13 protein-coding genes, 7 tRNA genes and 1 pseudogene are annotated in these 15364 nt (G+C 67.2%); 8 read left to right on the top strand and 13 right to left on the bottom strand.

The genetic code is table 11. The features are described 5' to 3' along the window. Positions 1–82 precede the first annotated feature (82 nt). The 3 genes from OG474_RS37860 to OG474_RS37850 are packed head-to-tail and all read right to left on the bottom strand — an operon-like array spanning position 83 to position 3461. Complete coding sequence (locus tag OG474_RS37860) at positions 83–739, bottom strand: response regulator (protein ID WP_405058455.1); 657 nt, start codon at positions 737–739, stop codon at positions 83–85. After that, positions 736–2310 (bottom strand): sensor histidine kinase, encoded by a 1575-nt coding sequence (locus tag OG474_RS37855; RefSeq protein ID WP_405058454.1) that lies wholly within the window; start codon positions 2308–2310, stop codon positions 736–738. The genes OG474_RS37860 and OG474_RS37855 overlap by 4 nt, the downstream gene beginning before the upstream one ends. A 47-nt stretch (positions 2311–2357) precedes the next feature. Continuing rightward, positions 2358–3461, bottom strand: a complete 1104-nt coding sequence (locus OG474_RS37850; protein ID WP_405058453.1) for a GntR family transcriptional regulator — start codon at positions 3459–3461, stop codon at positions 2358–2360. A gap of 90 nt (positions 3462–3551) precedes the next feature. On the opposite strand from OG474_RS37850, the gene OG474_RS37845 reads away from it, so the two are divergent. Continuing rightward, positions 3552–4997: an ArnT family glycosyltransferase gene (locus OG474_RS37845; RefSeq protein WP_405058452.1), complete on the top strand. Its 1446-nt coding sequence runs from the start codon at positions 3552–3554 to the stop codon at positions 4995–4997. A 1838-nt stretch (positions 4998–6835) separates the two neighbouring features. Here OG474_RS37845 and OG474_RS37840 read toward each other — a convergent pair. From OG474_RS37840 to OG474_RS37830, 3 genes are all read right to left on the bottom strand, one after another. Continuing rightward, positions 6836–6907: transfer RNA gene (locus tag OG474_RS37840), tRNA-Val, on the bottom strand. A 24-nt stretch (positions 6908–6931) separates the two neighbouring features. Then, a tRNA-Cys gene (locus OG474_RS37835) sits at positions 6932–7002 on the bottom strand. 49 nt (positions 7003–7051) lie between these two features. Further along, a tRNA-Gly gene (locus OG474_RS37830) sits at positions 7052–7124 on the bottom strand. A 163-nt stretch (positions 7125–7287) separates the two neighbouring features. Here OG474_RS37830 and OG474_RS37825 point away from each other — a divergent pair. Beyond that, positions 7288–8106, top strand: a complete 819-nt coding sequence (locus OG474_RS37825) for an aminotransferase class IV (protein ID WP_405058451.1) — start codon at positions 7288–7290, stop codon at positions 8104–8106. Here OG474_RS37825 and OG474_RS37820 read toward each other — a convergent pair. Then, a complete protein-coding gene (locus tag OG474_RS37820; RefSeq protein WP_405058450.1) occupies positions 8103–8438 on the bottom strand; it encodes a hypothetical protein in 336 nt (111 codons plus the stop codon). The two genes, OG474_RS37825 and OG474_RS37820, sit on opposite strands and share 4 nt — an antisense overlap. Between OG474_RS37820 and OG474_RS37815 the strand changes: the two genes are divergently transcribed. After that, on the top strand, positions 8437–8751 hold the full coding sequence (locus OG474_RS37815; RefSeq protein ID WP_405058449.1) for a MarR family winged helix-turn-helix transcriptional regulator: 315 nt from the start codon (positions 8437–8439) through the stop codon (positions 8749–8751). The two genes, OG474_RS37820 and OG474_RS37815, sit on opposite strands and share 2 nt — an antisense overlap. On the opposite strand, the gene OG474_RS37810 is transcribed toward OG474_RS37815, so the two are convergent. Beyond that, entirely contained in the window at positions 8752–9318 is a 567-nt protein-coding gene (locus OG474_RS37810; protein WP_405058448.1) for a CGNR zinc finger domain-containing protein, read from the bottom strand. 130 nt (positions 9319–9448) lie between these two features. Here OG474_RS37810 and OG474_RS37805 point away from each other — a divergent pair. Continuing rightward, positions 9449–9520, top strand: a tRNA-Val gene (locus OG474_RS37805). Positions 9521–9656: 136 nt separating this feature from the next. On the opposite strand, the gene OG474_RS37800 is transcribed toward OG474_RS37805, so the two are convergent. Next, on the bottom strand, positions 9657–11087 hold the full coding sequence (locus tag OG474_RS37800) for an MFS transporter (RefSeq protein WP_405058447.1): 1431 nt from the start codon (positions 11085–11087) through the stop codon (positions 9657–9659). Between the two features lie 116 nt (positions 11088–11203). Here OG474_RS37800 and OG474_RS37795 point away from each other — a divergent pair, with 116 nt between their 5' ends. Continuing rightward, positions 11204–11749 carry a MarR family winged helix-turn-helix transcriptional regulator gene (locus tag OG474_RS37795; protein ID WP_405058446.1) on the top strand — a complete coding sequence of 182 codons (546 nt, stop codon included), beginning with the start codon at positions 11204–11206 and terminating at the stop codon, positions 11747–11749. A 195-nt stretch (positions 11750–11944) separates the two neighbouring features. Here OG474_RS37795 and OG474_RS37790 read toward each other — a convergent pair whose 3' ends face one another. The 4 genes and pseudogenes from OG474_RS37790 to OG474_RS37775 form a co-directional block, all read right to left on the bottom strand. Continuing rightward, positions 11945–12391, bottom strand: coding sequence for a pyridoxamine 5'-phosphate oxidase family protein (locus OG474_RS37790; protein WP_405058445.1), 447 nt, complete (start codon positions 12389–12391; stop codon positions 11945–11947). A 43-nt stretch (positions 12392–12434) separates the two neighbouring features. Continuing rightward, on the bottom strand, positions 12435–12665 hold the full coding sequence (locus tag OG474_RS37785; RefSeq protein WP_405058444.1) for a hypothetical protein: 231 nt from the start codon (positions 12663–12665) through the stop codon (positions 12435–12437). Between the two features lie 90 nt (positions 12666–12755). Beyond that, positions 12756–12863: pseudogene (locus tag OG474_RS37780) on the bottom strand (hypothetical protein); the annotation flags it as partial. A 16-nt stretch (positions 12864–12879) separates the two neighbouring features. Next, on the bottom strand, positions 12880–13341 hold the full coding sequence (locus OG474_RS37775) for a hypothetical protein (RefSeq protein WP_405058443.1): 462 nt from the start codon (positions 13339–13341) through the stop codon (positions 12880–12882). A gap of 203 nt (positions 13342–13544) precedes the next feature. Here OG474_RS37775 and OG474_RS37770 point away from each other — a divergent pair. The 3 genes from OG474_RS37770 to OG474_RS37760 all read left to right on the top strand — a co-directional run bounded on the left by OG474_RS37770 (position 13545) and on the right by OG474_RS37760 (position 13812). Then, positions 13545–13617: transfer RNA gene (locus tag OG474_RS37770), tRNA-Gly, on the top strand. Between the two features lie 33 nt (positions 13618–13650). After that, positions 13651–13721: transfer RNA gene (locus tag OG474_RS37765), tRNA-Cys, on the top strand. A gap of 19 nt (positions 13722–13740) precedes the next feature. Beyond that, positions 13741–13812, top strand: a tRNA-Val gene (locus OG474_RS37760). Positions 13813–15364 lie beyond the last annotated feature (1552 nt).

The raw sequence follows: 15364 nt of genomic DNA, 5'->3' as shown, positions 1-15364 counted from the left end.
CCGGGTGTACCACTATCCCATGCGGGGGTGTCCACACCACGTCACGACCCGGAGGGTCGCAGGTTCCTGCCACCTGTAACCGTCAACCGGCTACCAAACCCGCTTCATAGGCAACAATCGCGGCCTGAACCCGGTTCTTCACCGCCAGTCGCAGCAGGATCGCACTCACATAGGCCTTCACGGTCCCCTCGACGAGGTACAGCCGCTTGGCGATCTCGGCGTTCGACATCCCGGCGCCGACCAGACCGAGCACCTCCCGCTCCCGCGGACTCAGTACGTCGACCTGCTCCTTGGCCGCCGCGGCCCGAGCCATCGAGCCGCCGCTCAGCTCGGCGATCACCCGTTGGGCCACCCGCGGCGACAGGTAAGCGGCACCCTCCGCGACAGCCTTCAGCCCGGCGATCAGCTCGCGCGGATCACCCGACTTCAACAGGAACCCACTCGCCCCGTCGCCCAGCGCCCGCGCGATGTAGGCGTCCTCGGAGAACGTCGTCAGCATCACGACCGCCGTCTCCGGGACCTGCCGGCGGATCTCCGCGCCCGCCTCGAGCCCGTCCATCCGCGGCATCCGGATATCCAGTACGGCGACGTCGGGCCGGTGCTTGCGGGTGAGTTCGACTGCCTCCAGACCGTCGGCGGCCTCGGCGACCACCTCGATCGCCGCATCGGTGCCGAGGATCGCGCGCACCCCGGCACGCACCATCAGCTCGTCGTCGGCCAGCAGAACCCTGATCGTCATCTCGCGCTCTCCGGAGTTGGCTGAACCGAACCGCTCTGCACAATCGCCTTGCCCACCAGCACCCCGCCTGAGAAGCACAACCGGTACACGTAGTTCGTCGAGAACGGCTCGGCCGGCCGGTAGTACCGGCACGACCATCCGCTCGGCGGCACGAACGACTCCGACGGCGGATCGATCATCTCCATCGCCGGGAGCGCTCTCCGTACGTCGCTCTCCGCCTGCCCGATCGCCAATCCGTCGTACTCGGCGGGTCGCAGGATCGAGCTGTAACCCGTGACCAGGTAGTAGCCCAGAGCAACGATCCCGATCACTGCGCCGAGGATCAGTGGTGCGACCACGGCCGTGACCAGGCCGCGCCGCGCGGTTCGCCGGACTTGGGCCCGTTCCACCGCTGCGCCATCTAGCTCGGGCTCGGGCTCGGGGCGTCCGCCGGTTTGCGGGATGCGCGCTCGCACTTCGAAACCGCCGGTCGCCCGCGGGCCGGCGTACAGGCTCCCGCCGACCAGCCGCACCCGCTCGCGGAGCCCGTCTAGACCGCGGCCGCTCGAGGGTATGGCCTCGGGAACCGGTCGCTGCGGTCCCGTGTCCAGCACCGTCACCGTCACGTCGCTGACCTCGACTGCGATGCGCACGGAGACCGCTCCCCCGGGTGCGTGCTTGCTCGCGTTCGTCAGCGACTCCTGCACGACCCGATGCACGGCCCGGTCGACCATCGGCGACAACTCGGCGGGGCCTTCCTCGACCAGCTCAACCGCCAGGCCCGACGCGGCCGCGCGTTCCACCAAGGCCGCCACCGACTCGTCCTGCGGAACCGTGGTCGCCTCGGCATCCCGCAGTACGCCGATGATGTCGCCTAGCCGCTCGGTCGCCATCGCGGCCGCTTCCCGCAGCGAGGTCGCGGCCTGCCGCTGCTCAACCCCCAACGCCGGATCGAGCTCGAGAGCCGCTGCCCGCAAGGCGATCAGGCTCAGCTCGTGCCCGACCGAGTCGTGCATGTCCTGAGCGATCCGAGAGCGCTCTCTGAGGCGTTCTTGCGCCACCGCCATCCGCTGCTCACGCTCGATCCGCTCGGCCCGCTCCCAGCCGGCCGATGCCAGCAGCACCTGCTGTGCGCGGTACCGGCCGATCAGCCACGGCAACACAACGAGCAACAGAGCCAGCAACAGCATGACCAGCCACGTCAGCACGGCCTCGGTCTCCGGCACCTCTGGCCGAACCACCAGCTCCAGAGCCAGCAGCCCGAGCAAGGTCCAGCTACACAGCATCACGAAGTGCCGGAGCTGCGTCTCGCGGCGGCCGGCCAGGTAGCTCATGACGATGATCGCGATCACCAGTGCGATCGGAACGCCGTGCCGGGTCCCCATCGAGAACGCCAAGATCGCGCTCTCCGCCCAGGCGACGAGCGCCAAGGCGAGCAGCGGGCGGACCCGCCGTACCAAGACCGCCGCGCCCAGGACCAGGACGCAGGGCAGCTGGATCCACCAGGGATCATCCCGGGCACCGCTCTCCGCGAGAACGGGAAGGCTCAGCGCGGCCCACAGGCCGGCATCGCCCCAGCGCCGCCAGTTCATGGCGCCGACGCTACACAGCCGCCGGACCCACGCAGTACTGCCGAAAGTCACTGATCTTCCGCGGCCTCGACGATCTCGAACGGTACGTAGGTCAGATTGGGCACCGTCTCACCGCGCAGCCGCGCGACCAGCAGGTCGACGGCGGTCTGCCCCATCGCGGTCTGGTTCTGCCGCACATGCAGGTACGGCGGACCGCCGATCGAGTCACCCGGTGAGTCGAAACAGGCGACCACGCGATTGCCGCCGAGCGCCCGGTCGGTCATCCGGGCCAGGTTGTACTCACACGCGAAGTACGCCGTCACCTCCGGATTGCGGTCCCGGAACGTGCGGATCGCCTCGATGTCGCCCTGCACACTCTCCATCGAGCCGGGGAGTGTGCTGCGCAGCTCGGTCAGCTCATGGGCCCGACCGCGGGCCTGGAACGCCGACCGGAAACCCTCGAGCCGATCCTCGATCGACGACGTGTTGACCGGCGGCGGCGAGACGAACGCGATGTGCTCGTGCCCCTGGTCGAGGAGCTGGGTAGCGAGCGCTCGCGCGGCCGCGACGTTGTCGGTCTGGACCGCGGACACCGGTATCCCGGACAGACGCCGGTCGACCAGCACGATCGGGAAACCGTCCAGCACCTGCCGCAGGAGACTCGCGTTGTAGAAGTCTCCGTGGACCGGGAACACGATCAGCCCGTCGACCTCACCGGTCGCGACCAGCGAATCGACGGCCTTCTCCTCATCGGCCTGCTGCCCGTGCGTGCGCCGGACGATCAAGTGCGTCTCGTGCTCCGCGCATCGCTCCTCGATCGCGCACATGAGCTCCAGGCCGTACGAGTCCGACACATCCGGTACGACGAGCGCGATCGTCCGCGCCTCGCGTCGTGGAGCCGCGACCCGGCCCCGGAGCGGCATCGTGACCTCGGACAGATCCGGGAGCTGCTGCACCACGAACGTGCCCTTGCCCCGGACCCGCTCCACCAGCCCGGCCTCGCGCAGCACCTCGAGCGCCCGCTTCGACGTGATCCGGCTGACGTTGAACTCGACCGCCAGCTCCATCTCCGACGCCACCCGGTCGCCCGGCCCCAGCGCCCCGCGCCGGATCTGCTCGAGCACCCGCGCACAGATCTCCTCGTACAGCAGCACCCGACCGACCTCCCTCACCCCGGCCCGCACCTGTCCGGTTGGCATATCCAATCATCCCGCAGCGGAGCGCGCCCTGGTCTTGACCTGACGGCCTGCCAACATGCGCGCATGGACGCCACTCGCCCTGCCCGCTTCGCCTCAGGACCCGTGCTGGCGGTCGCCGGCCTGCTGGCCGCCGTACTGACTGCGCTGTCCGGTCGCTACGGCTACCACCGCGACGAGCTGTACTTCCTGGTTGCCGGGCAAAAGCTCGCGTGGGGGTACGTCGACCAGCCGCCGCTGACGCCGTTCATCACACGCATCTCCACCGAACTCTTCGGCAACACCCCGATGGGTCTCCGCGTCATCTCCACTCTCGCCAGCGTTGTGAGCGTGATTGTGATCGCGTTGCTGGCTCGCGAATTCGGCAGTGGGCGCTCGGGGCAGGTCGTTGCCGCGATCTGCGCTGCAGTCTCTGGGTTCCTGCCAGCTGTCGGCCATCTGGCGTCCACAGCTACCTACGACCTGCTCGCGTGGATGCTCGTAGCGCTGTTCGTGGTGAAACTCCTGCGCACCGAAGACACCCGCTGGTGGCTGGCCCTCGGGTTGACTGTCGGCATAGCCCTTGAGAACAAGTACCTGGTCGTGTTGCCGCTCGCGGCGCTCCTTGTGGCGCTGCTGATCACCGGACCACGCCGGCTACTGCGCTCGTGGTGGCTGCTTGCTGGTGTCGCGATCGCGGCGCTCATCGCCCTGCCGAACGTCATCTGGCAGTTCCAGCACGACTGGCCGCAGCTCACGGTGGCCGGCGGTATCAGCGACGCCGACGGCACCAAGAACCGGATCATGTTCATCCCTCTGCAGATCCTCCAGCTCTCGCCACTTCTCCTCCCGGTCTGGATAGCCGGCTTTCGCAGACTGTGGAAGCTGCAGTGGCCGCGCTCAGTGGCTCTCGCCTTCCCGATCCTCTGCGTCGTCGTACTGGCCGCGGGCGGCAAGTCCTACTACGCCCTCCCACTCCTGTACGTCTTCGTCGCGGCCGGCGCCGAGCCGACCTACGCCTGGATCACCAGACACCGCCCCCTGGCCGCGGTCGCCCTGACCTTCACCGCCGTGACCTCAGCCGTCTTCACGCTCCCGGTCCTGCCGGTCTCCGCCGTCAACCTCGTCATCCCCGTCAACGTGGAACAAGGCGAGCAAATCGGCTGGCAAGCCCTCACCCAAACCGTCGCCGACAACATCCCCCTGGCCGAACGCAGCACCACCACGATCATCGCCAGCAACTACGGCGAAGCCGGCGCCCTCCGCCGCTACGGCCCCGCCGCCGGCCTCCCCCTCGCCTACTCCCCCCACATGAGTTTCGCCGACTGGGAACAACCCACCGCCGCGGGCCCGGTCCTCCTCATCGAGCTGGAACGAAACCCGGCCCTCGAATCCCACTTCCCCAACTGCCGCCAACTAACAACCCTCACCACCCCCACCCACAACGAGGAAAACGGCGCCGCCCTGGTCCGCTGCGACACCCCCACCACCCCCTGGCCCACCCTCTGGCCCCAACTCCGCCGCTACTACTGACTCTTTGGCCTTCCCGCCCCAGCTCACGTCGTTCCTCGCGATTAGACAAGACCTCTTGTACAAGCCGCATTGCCAACAACACTCCACCCAGGCGACCCGGCAGCAAGCGGTACGACGTTGATCAAGGTGGCGGCTCCGACGTAGGCGAGGCGGCTAGCAGCTAGCCAGAGCGTTTGCACAGTGCCGCCAGCAGCGGCTGGGCACTCGATGCGAGGGCGGTGCCTCGACTTCTGCAAGCGCGCCCACCACCCCATGGGTTGCCCTCCGAACTGGGGGGGTTGCCCACTCGACGCACCAAGGGGCAACCCCCTACAGCGGTGGGCAACCCCTGGGCTGTAAGTCACCACAGGGCAAACTCCCCAGACCCGTTGCATGGCTCAGAAGCCGGTCCAGTGGAGAAAGGTGGGCCGACGGCTCCTTTGTGCGCGTGCCGCATCTTTGTGCACCCACCAGTCGTTTCCGAGACTCGCGAACGACTGGTGCGCGCCCAAAGCCGAGATCCGTGCCCAAGGCCAAGACTCGCGCCCAAAGGTGGGCCGGCGGCTCTTTGTGCACGTGCCGCATCTTTGTGCACCTATCAGTCGTTTCCGAGGCTGGCGAATGACTGGTGCGTGCCCAAAGCCGAGATCCGCGCCCAAGGCCAAGACTCGCGCCCAAAGATGCGCCGGCGGCTCTTTGTGCACGTGCCGCATCTTTGGGCACCCACCAGTCGTTTCGGAGGCTCGCGGATGGTTGGTGGGTGCTCAAGGTCGAGATCCGTGCCCAAGGTCATGGCTCGCGCCCAAAGGTGGGCCGGCGGCTCTTTGTGCACGTGCGGCATCTTTGTGCACCTACCAGTCGTTTTCGAGGCTGGCGGATGGCTGGTGGGTGCTCAAGGTTGAGGTTCGCGCCCAAGGGTGGGTCGGCGGTTCTTTGTGCGCGCGGGTGGGTGGTCGTGCGGGCGGGCGGTTCCTGAGGTGGTGGTCGCGTTGTCGTCGGCTTCGTTGTGCTCGGTTTGCGTGGATTTGCTGCCGCTATGTGGCAGTAGGTCTCCGTTGAGGTGGTTGGTGTGTCCCCGATTCGCGCCGTACCGGACAGGCCGGACACGTAGCCGGTGGTTGGTCGTCGCGGCGGCCGATTTGCTGAAGTGCTAGGTGGGCGTGGCCTGTGGTTGAGGGGGATGGCGAGGTCGGTGACCGAGTTTCGGTTGCTTGAGCTTCCGGGCTATGGCTGGGGTGGGCGAGGTGGGTCGTCTTTGAGGTGACCGTCGTTTGTGGTTGCTCGCGTCAGAACCGACGCTGCAGGAGGTCCGGGGGGAGTCCGGGTGTTGTTTGTGGAGTCCTGCGGCCGCCATTTGGCAGTAGCACTCCACAGATCGGCCAGCCCGCGCCAGCGCCCTCGCGTACAGCACCAGCACCCATCCCGACCCGCAAGAGCGTGCCAGCCCAGGACCGGGCAACCGCGCCAGCCCCGACCGAGAACCCAGCAGCAGACCAGCCACCGCGGGCATCATACGAGCGCACCACATCCGTAGCCGGGAACGGTAAGGCCAGCCCCAAGCCCTAGCCGGAACCGTTTGAGCAGACCCAAGCCGGAGCGGGGAACTGTAGAGCAGACCCCAGCCGTAGCCGGAACTGTTTGAGCAAGCCCCAAGCCGAAGCGGGGAACCGTTCAGCGGACCCAAGCCGGAGCGGGGAACTGTTGAGCGGACCCGAGCGGTCGCCGCCGATGCGAAGCGAGGCGAAGGGGGTGCGGGTGGCGAAGCCCCCGCAACGCGCCGAGCGAAGCGAAGGCGCACAAATGACGAAGGCGAGGCGGCGAGCGCTGTTAAGCGCCGCACACCTCGCCTATCGACTTCGTGGACGATACTGGGATCGAACCAGTGACCTCTTCCGTGTCAGGGAAGCGCGCTACCGCTGCGCCAATCGTCCAGGCAAAGAACCTGAAGTTCTTCGAGGTGGAGACGGGATTCGAACCCGTGTACACGGCTTTGCAGGCCGTTGCCTCGCCTCTCGGCCACTCCACCAAGCGTAGAGCTTGGCCCACCACAACCGACCCGAGTTAAACCATCTCCGAGCGGACGACCGGGCTCGAACCGGCGACCTTAACCTTGGCAAGGTTACGCTCTACCAACTGAGCTACGTCCGCACTACGACCGGTTTGGTGTTCCCCGGCGCGAGAAGAACATTAGCCCATCCTGGGCCCAGTTCAAAAATCGGGGTCCCTCGCTGGACGACGTACCGTCACCTCCTGGTCACCAAGGGGCCGCGATTCGCCTTAGCACTAAGGTGTTCGGTGGAAGGAGTGGCACATGCGGATCTGGGTGAACGGCGAGTTGGGCGGCGAACTGGCGACGGTTCCGGCGCTCGATCACGGGTTGACGACGGGTGACGGGGTGTTCGAGACGATCAAGATCGTCGACGGACGGCCGTTCGCGGTACGGCGTCATATGGAGCGACTGGTCCGCTCCGCGACCGGCCTCGGCCTGCCGGCGCCGGATGTGGCCGCGATCGAGAGCGGAATCGCCGAGGTGGTCGCGGCGGATCCGGGGATCGCGTTCGGCCGGTTGCGGATCACGTTCACCGGTGGCGTCTCGCCGCTCTCGTCGGACCGTGGGACGACCGGTCCGACGGTCGTGATCGCCGCCCAGGCGATCGAGCCGCCCGCGCCGACGTCCGCGACCGTCACGGTCCCCTGGACCCGCAACGAGCGCAGCGCTGTCGCCGGCCTGAAGACCACGTCGTACGCCGAGAATGTCCGCGCGCTGGCTTATGCCAAGGAGCGTGGCGGCAGCGAAGCGATCTTCGCGAACACGACCGGCGCTCTCTGCGAAGGCACCGGTTCGAACATCTTCTGCGTATACGACGGTGAGCTCGTGACACCGACTTTGGAGTCGGGCGCACTCGCCGGCGTGACCCGCGCGCTCGTGATCGAGTGGTTCGGTGCGAGCGAGCGCGACGTACCGCTGGAGCAGCTGTTCGAGGCCGACGAGATCTTCCTCACATCGACCACGCGCGACGTTCAGGGAATCCACAAGGTGAACGACCGCGAACTGTCCGCGCCGGGTTCGATCACCGCGCAGGCGATGAAGATCTTCGCGGATCGTTCGCTGGAAGACCTCAACCCCTAGAGGTCCTTCGGGGCGTCGAGCATCTGCGAGGTCGCGACGGTGACGATGTTCTCGCGGGTGAAGACGTCGACGCCGGCCAGGCGGTGCAGCCACTTGCGGTAGATGACGGGCTCGACCTTGCCGGCGACCGCGTCGTACCAAAGCTTGAACGCTGCCCAGTTGTTGCCGGGTTCGACCTGCCCGAAGAACTGGGCGGACGGCGTCGCGGCGACGGCCTTCCGCGTCTCGTTCCACAGGTCGTAGGTGAATTCGCGGGACACCTCCGCGAGCGCGATCCGGATGACATCGCCGAACGCGCGGCTGTCCAACGCATCCGACGGCGAACTGCGCATGACGGAGCTCGCCAGCGTCGCGCTGACGTCGAAGAGCGGCCTCAGCTACCAGGTCACCCAGCTCGAGAAGGCCGGCCTCGTCCAGCGCCGTCCCTCCGCCACCGACGACCGCGGCATCATCGCGGCCCTCACCGAAGCCGGCTGGGCCAAACTGCGCGAAAGCGCCCCGGACCACATCGCACTGGTCCGGAGCGCCTTCGTCGATTCACTCAGCAAACAGGAGTTCGCCGCTCTCACGGCAGCCGTCGACACCTTAGGGACCCGACTGGGTCTCACCGGTGAAACCGTGACCGCCCTGCGCGAGAAGAAGTAACTACTCCCCCGACGCCTTACGGCGCTCGCGGTAGGCGGCCACGTGCAAGCGATTCCCGCAGGTGCGGGCGTCGCAGTAGCGCTTCGAGCGGTTTCGCGACAGGTCGATCAAGGCGTCGTCACAATCCGGCGCCTCACACCGGCGAAGCCGCTCCCGCTCCCCCGCCGAAATCACCTGCGCCAGCGCGATCCCACACTCCACGGTGATCCGGCACGCCAGCGACGAACCGTCCCGCGAGTAGTGGATGTGCCACGGGTGCCCGTCGTGGTTCGTCAGCCGCGGCGTCGACGTACCGCGCGCGATGATCGCGTTGATCATCGCCGCCGCCGTCGCGTCCGACTCCGTCGTGAACACCGGCGAGAACAACGGCCGCAGCTCCTGCACATCGGCCAGGTCCTTGTCCGTCAATATCCCGACCGCACTGAACTCCCGCTCCTGGACGAACTTCTCCAGCTCCTCCAAGGTCCCCATCGTGTCGACCTGGCTGTTCGGCCCGGGCAACGTGTTCACCAGCCGGACCAGCGTGCCGAGCGCCTGCTCGGTGTCGTGCGAGAAAGTCACAATCACGTCTCCAACGTGACGGGGTCTCCGTCCTGGCCCAAGAGTAGCCCGCCCCGATTAGAACGTCGCCGAATCATGCGCTAAGGTTTCACCCGCAAGACCCCACCAGGCAACACCAGCAACACGCACCACGCCTGGGCGATTGGCGCAGTGGTAGCGCGCTTCGTTCACACCGAAGAGGTCACTGGTTCGAACCCAGTATCGCCCACAGCAAGAACACGTAGGTCAGAGCGGGAACCCGGCAGATGTCAGGTCCCCGCTCTTCTCGTTTCACTTTTCTTCGGTCAGCAAGAAGGCAGCGCGAGCGGCTGGGGCCCTTGTCGTGAACAACTCGTTCTCGTCGCTCACGACCGGGCCGTCGTTCGCTCGCGCGCCGGCCGGCGCGCCGCGAGACCAACGGCCACCACCAGCAGTACACCCGCCACTCCAGCGGCGATGTGCAGGCCCGAGACCCGATCCTGGGCGGTCACGCCGACCCCGGCGATCGCGCCGAGGACGGCGACGCCCAAGACGCTGCCCGTCTGCCGGCCGGCATTGAGCAGTCCGCTTGCGGTGCCCGCTGTGCCGTCAGGTGCGGCGCCAACGACGAGTGCGATCTGCGGACCGACCGTCAGGCCGACGCCGCAACCCAGGACGAACAGCGCGACCGTCAACGGCAGAGCACCGTTCGTAGTGCTCACCACGAGCAGCGCGGAAGCACCGACTGCAGCCACCGCTAGGCCACACAAGGTGACGCGGTGGACACCGAACCTGACCGAGAGGCGCCCGGCGAGTACCGGCAGCAGAAACACCGGAAGCGCCGACGGGAGGAACTGGAGCCCGGTCTGTAGGGCGTCGAGCTGGTGAACCTGCTGAAGGAAGAGGCTCAAGGCGAACAGCAGGCCGTAGTAGGCGGTGAACAACAGCAGACCGATCGCAACGAAGGGCATCAGCCGCGGTGCACCCACGAGTGCGGCCGGGAGCATCGGAGCGGCGGCACGGCGCTCCCGCACGACGAACGCGGCTGCCGCAACCAGAGCGACGGCGGCTGCGACGACCACAAGGGGCGACGACCACCCGAGCGATCCACCCTCGATGAGCGCGCCGGTGAGGCAAGCGAGCCCGACGACGACCAGCGCCTGGCCGACGACGTCGGACCGCGTGCCGCGGTCCGGCTCGGCGGAGGGCAGGCCGCCTCGGGCGGCGAGGGCAAGCGTCAAGAGTCCGATCGGGACGTTGATGAAGAAGATGCTCCGCCAACCGATCGTGGTGACCAACACCCCACCGAGCACGGGACCGAATGCTTGGGGACTGCCGGCGGCCGTCGTGAACAGGGCGACGGCCTTGGCCTTCGCGGCCGGGTCCGGGTAGGCCTTGGAGATCAATGCCATGGCGGCGGGCATCAGCATCGCCGCTGCGACGCCCTGGACCAGCCGCGCCCCGACCAGTACGGCGCTGTTCGGGGCCAGCCCACACGCCACGGAGGCCAAGGTGAACAGCGCCACGGCAAGCCGGAACACCCGGGCGCTGCCGAACCGGTCGACAAGCCCACCACCGGAGAGCAGCAGGCTGGCCAGGACCAGGACATAGCCGTCGACGACCCACTGAAGCGTCGACAGGTCCGAGCCGAGGCTGTCGCGTACCGCCGGAAGTGCGACGTTCACGATCGTTGTGTCGACGATCACCATCGCGAACCCGATGCAGACGATGGCCAGGGTGCGACCCGGCCGGACGATGTTCACCCGTGCTCCGAGGCTTTCCGACGCGTCATGCGCGGCATGTGACATCAGGTTCATGGCACACCTCATCTTCCTTCGCGCCCGCGCGAACGCAAGCGATCATGTTCCTGACAATCATTGGGTGCCCAACTATAGTTGGTGCAATCGTTGACCGCTCGGTTTATGCTGCATGAGTGACGCCACGCGAGCCGTCGATCACCACGGCCTCCCGATCCCTGGTACCGGCCGAGTTGCAGGACCGCACCGACTACCTGCTGTGCAAGGTCTCGGAGACGCTGAAGCGCCTGGCCGACGACACGTTCGCCGCGCACGGGCTGCGCGGAAGCCATCACGCGGTGCTGCGCGTGCTCGCCGCGTGCGGGCCAGTCACGCAGCAGGACGTCGCCGGCCGGCTCTACGTCGACCCGAGCACGATCGTCGATCTCATCGACCACCTCGAAGAGCAGGGCTTGATCGTCCGCGAACGCAATCCACGCGATCGCCGCGCCTACCTGGTGCAGGTCACAGACGAGGGCCGAACGCGGCTCTCTGTCGCGGACGCGACCGCCGCGAGCCTGCAGGAGAGCCTGTTCGTGGGGCTCGATCCGCACGACCGCGACCAGCTGCACGAGCTGCTCGGCAAGCTCGCGGCCCTGCCCGAGTCGCCCGACCGGCGGATCCCACTGACCGGCGAAGCCTCGCGGGCGCGGCGCTCGGCGCGCCGGCGGCGCAGCGCATGATCAGCGTCGAGGCCGCCGGGCGGCAGGTACTGGCGGACACGATCGCCGGTTGAGCGGAGAGAGCACCCCGTGGTTGGCCGTCGAGCAGGTGGTCGCGAGGGACAGCCCGGGACGCAGCTTCCTGGCGCGAGCGGATGGTGCGCAACTGCTTATCGTCGGCAGGGGCCGCCCGGGTGGTCTGGCTGAGGCTGGGAGTTAGGGGAGCCAGGTGCCGGCTTTCATTAGTAGGCGGCCTTTTGTTTCGTTGGATTCTCGCCAGGCTTGGATTTTGGTGGGGGTGGCTCGGATGAAGGGGTAGTTGGGGAGGGGGCGGGGGTCGAAGCCGGCTTTGGTGGCGAAGGCTTCGGCTTCCTCGGGGGTTGGTTGGGTGGGGTCGGTGGTGGCGGTGATGTGGACTACGTCGCGGAGGGTGCCGATCGTGAGTTGTAGGTGGGGGTTTTGGTGGAGGTTCTTTGCTGTGGGGTTGGTGGCTGAGGTGGCTAGGTAGAGGTGGGCGCCGGTCCAGAGGAAGGACAGGGGCATCAGGTACGGCGTGCCGTTTGGTGAGGCTGTGGCTACCCAGGCGTCGATGTCGTGGGTCAGGCGGTGGAGGGTGTCTTGTTTGCGGGTGGCGAGGGGCCTGGGGAGGGCGGACTCGGTCATCTGGACAGCGTTTCACGGGGTGGGAGCGGAGCCGGGTTCTGGATCAGGTTGTGAGAGCTGATTCGGCGTGGCGGAGGTCCTGGTCGATTCTGCTGGGCTGGAAGTTGTGGCTGATGGCGGTGTGGAGGTTGTGCGCTGCCCAGAAGGCGTTGAAGGTCCTCAGCAGCAGTGGGCCGATCGTCGACTGGATGATCTCGTCGAGTTTGGTGATCGCTGCCGGCTGGACGCCGTACTGGGCGCCTTCCTCTTGCAGGTTGTGACGGGTGGCGATCAAGGCGAAGCGGCGGTCGCCTCGGGCGGCGCCACGGTTCCAGTCGACGACCGCTGAGATCTGCCCGTCAGCGTCGTACAGGATGTTGCCGAGGGTGTAGTCGGTGTGGACCAGGTCGGAGCCTGCCGAAGGTGGTTGGGCGGCGGCCAGGGTTGCCAGCTCGGTGAGGAGGCGCTGGGTGCGGGGGTTGTAACGACCCAGGGTTTTGGTCCAGGCCTCAAGACGGGTGCTGGTGGCGAGTGCGGGTGGCGGTGGGACGTCTGGGCGATCGGCCAGCAGGTTCGCGAACCTGCTCGTTCATCGTGACCATGGCTGCCACGCGGTCCGCGGTGACGGTCGTCGGGCGGCTGCCGGGGAGGCGCTCTTGCAGAACAGCCGTGTGGCCGTCTCGCAGAGGCAGGACGGCCTCATGGGACGGCACTGGGAAGCCGTGTTGTTTGGCCAGAGCGATGATCTCCGCCGTCAATCGCATCAGGTCCGCGTCGGCGCTCGTGCGGGTGAGCACGAACTGCCTGCCGTCGGGGCCTTGCAGGTAAGCAGCTCCGCTGGTGCCGCCGACCAGGTCGTCGAGGCCGACGAGTTCCAGTTGGAGGTGGAGGTGTGCGTTGAGTTCCTCGACGACCTCGGTCGGGCGCCATGGGCTCTCTGTCTCACGGAAAGCCAAGGGGTGTTCTGACACCGTATGCAGGTTAGTCGCGTCGGCGGAGGCGACGGATACATGAGACGAAATCCGGCGGTTCCGAACGGCGTGTTGAGTGGACAGAACATGTGGTGCGCGTGTGACGAATGAGGCCGTTTTCAGGCGTGAAAACCCAGTTTTGGAAGACGCCGAAAGTGCGCTACTGTTCTGCTCGCGCCGGGGAACACCAAACCGGTCGTAGTGCGGACGTAGCTCAGTTGGTAGAGCGTAACCTTGCCAAGGTTAAGGTCGCCGGTTCGAGCCCGGTCGTCCGCTCGTAGATGGCTGTACGAGCCAGGCTTTACGCCTGGTGGAGTGGCCGAGAGGTTAGGCAGCGGCCTGCAAAGCCGTCCACACGGGTTCGAATCCCGTCTCCACCTCGAATGGTTTGCAGTGCATGGACGATTGGCGCAGCGGTAGCGCGCTTCCCTGACACGGAAGAGGTCACTGGTTCGATCCCAGTATCGTCCACGAAGTCGATAGGCGAGGTGTGCGGCGCTTAACAGCGCTCGCCGCCTCGCCTTCGTCATTTGTGCGCCTTCGCTTCGCTCGGCGCGGGCGGGGGCTTCGCCACCCGCACCCCCTTCGCCTCGCTTCGCATCGGCGGCGACCGCTCGGGTCCGCTCAACAGTTCCCCGCTCCGGCTTGGATCCGCTGAACGGTTCCCCGCTCCCGCTCGGGTCTGCTCTACAGGTCCCCGCTCCGGCTCGCGTCCGGTCAAACAGTTCCGGCTACGGCTCGCGTCCGCTGAACAGTTGCCGGCTTCGGCTCGCGTCTGCTCAAACGGTCCCCCGCTCCGGCTGGGCTCTGCTCGAACAGTTCCGGCCACGGCTCGGGTCTGCTCTACAGTTCCCCGCTACGGCCCGGGTCTGCTCAAGCAGTTCCTGCTATGGCACGGTCCGCTGAGAGATTGCCTGCTACGGCTTGGGGTTGGCCTTACCGTTCCCGGCTGCGGATGTGGTGCGCTCGTGCGATGCCGCGGTGGGTGGTCTGCTACTGGTGTCTCGGTCGGGCTGGCGCGGTTGCCCGTCCTGGGCTGGCACGCTCTTGCGGGTCGGGATGGGTGCTGGTGCTGTACGCGAGGGCGCGGGCTGGCCGATCTGTGGAGTGCTACTGCCAAATGGCGGCCACGAGACTCCACAAACAACACCCGGACTCCCCCCGGACCTCCCGCAGCGGCGGTTCTGACGCGAGCAACCACAAACGACGGTCACCTCAAAGACGACCCACCTCGCCCACCCCAGCCATAGCCCGGAAGCTCAAGCAACCGAAACTCGGTCACCGACCTCGCCATCCCCCTCAACCACAGGCCACGCCCACCTAGCACTTCAGCAAATCGGCCGCCGCGACGACCAACCACCGGCTACGTGTCCGGCCTGTCCGGTACGGCGCGAATCGGGGACACACCAACCACCTCAACGGAGACCTACTGCCACATAGCGGCAGCAAATCCACGCAAACCGAGCACAACGACGCCCCACCGTCTCATCCCCGCCCGCCCGCCCGCGCGACCGACCGCCCGCCGCGTGCACAAAGAACCGCCGACCCACCTTTGGGCGCGAACCTCAACCTTGAGCACCCACCAGCCATCCGCCAGCCTCGAAAACGACTGATGGGTGCACAAAGATGCGGCACGTGCACAAAGAGCCGCCGGCCCACCTTTGGGCGCGAGCCATGACCTTGGGCACGGATCTCGGCTTTGAGCACCCACCAACCATTCGCGAGCCTCGGAAACGACTGGTGGGTGCCCAAAGATGCGGCGCGCGCACAAAGAGCTGCCGACGCACCCTGGGTCGCTAACAGCTGGCTGGGCAAGGGGTGGGGGCAGGGTCGCGAGCGTGGAGCGGGCGGCTGGGCGGGCCTGCAGCGCCCATTGAGGCGGCGGCGCGGGGCGGTCGGCGGACCGGCAGCACCCATTAAGGCGGCGGGCGGGAGTGGCGGCACGCTCAGCGGGCGGGCAGAACAGTGGGCCGGCGGGGGTTACTGGGTGGTGCAGGTCCGGCGAGCGCCGGTGAACGATCCC

The sequence above is a fragment of the Kribbella sp. NBC_01505 genome (assembly GCF_045040285.1).
Taxonomy (GTDB): Bacteria; Actinomycetota; Actinomycetes; order Propionibacteriales; family Kribbellaceae; genus Kribbella.
This window is presented reverse-complemented; position numbering and strand designations above follow the sequence as displayed.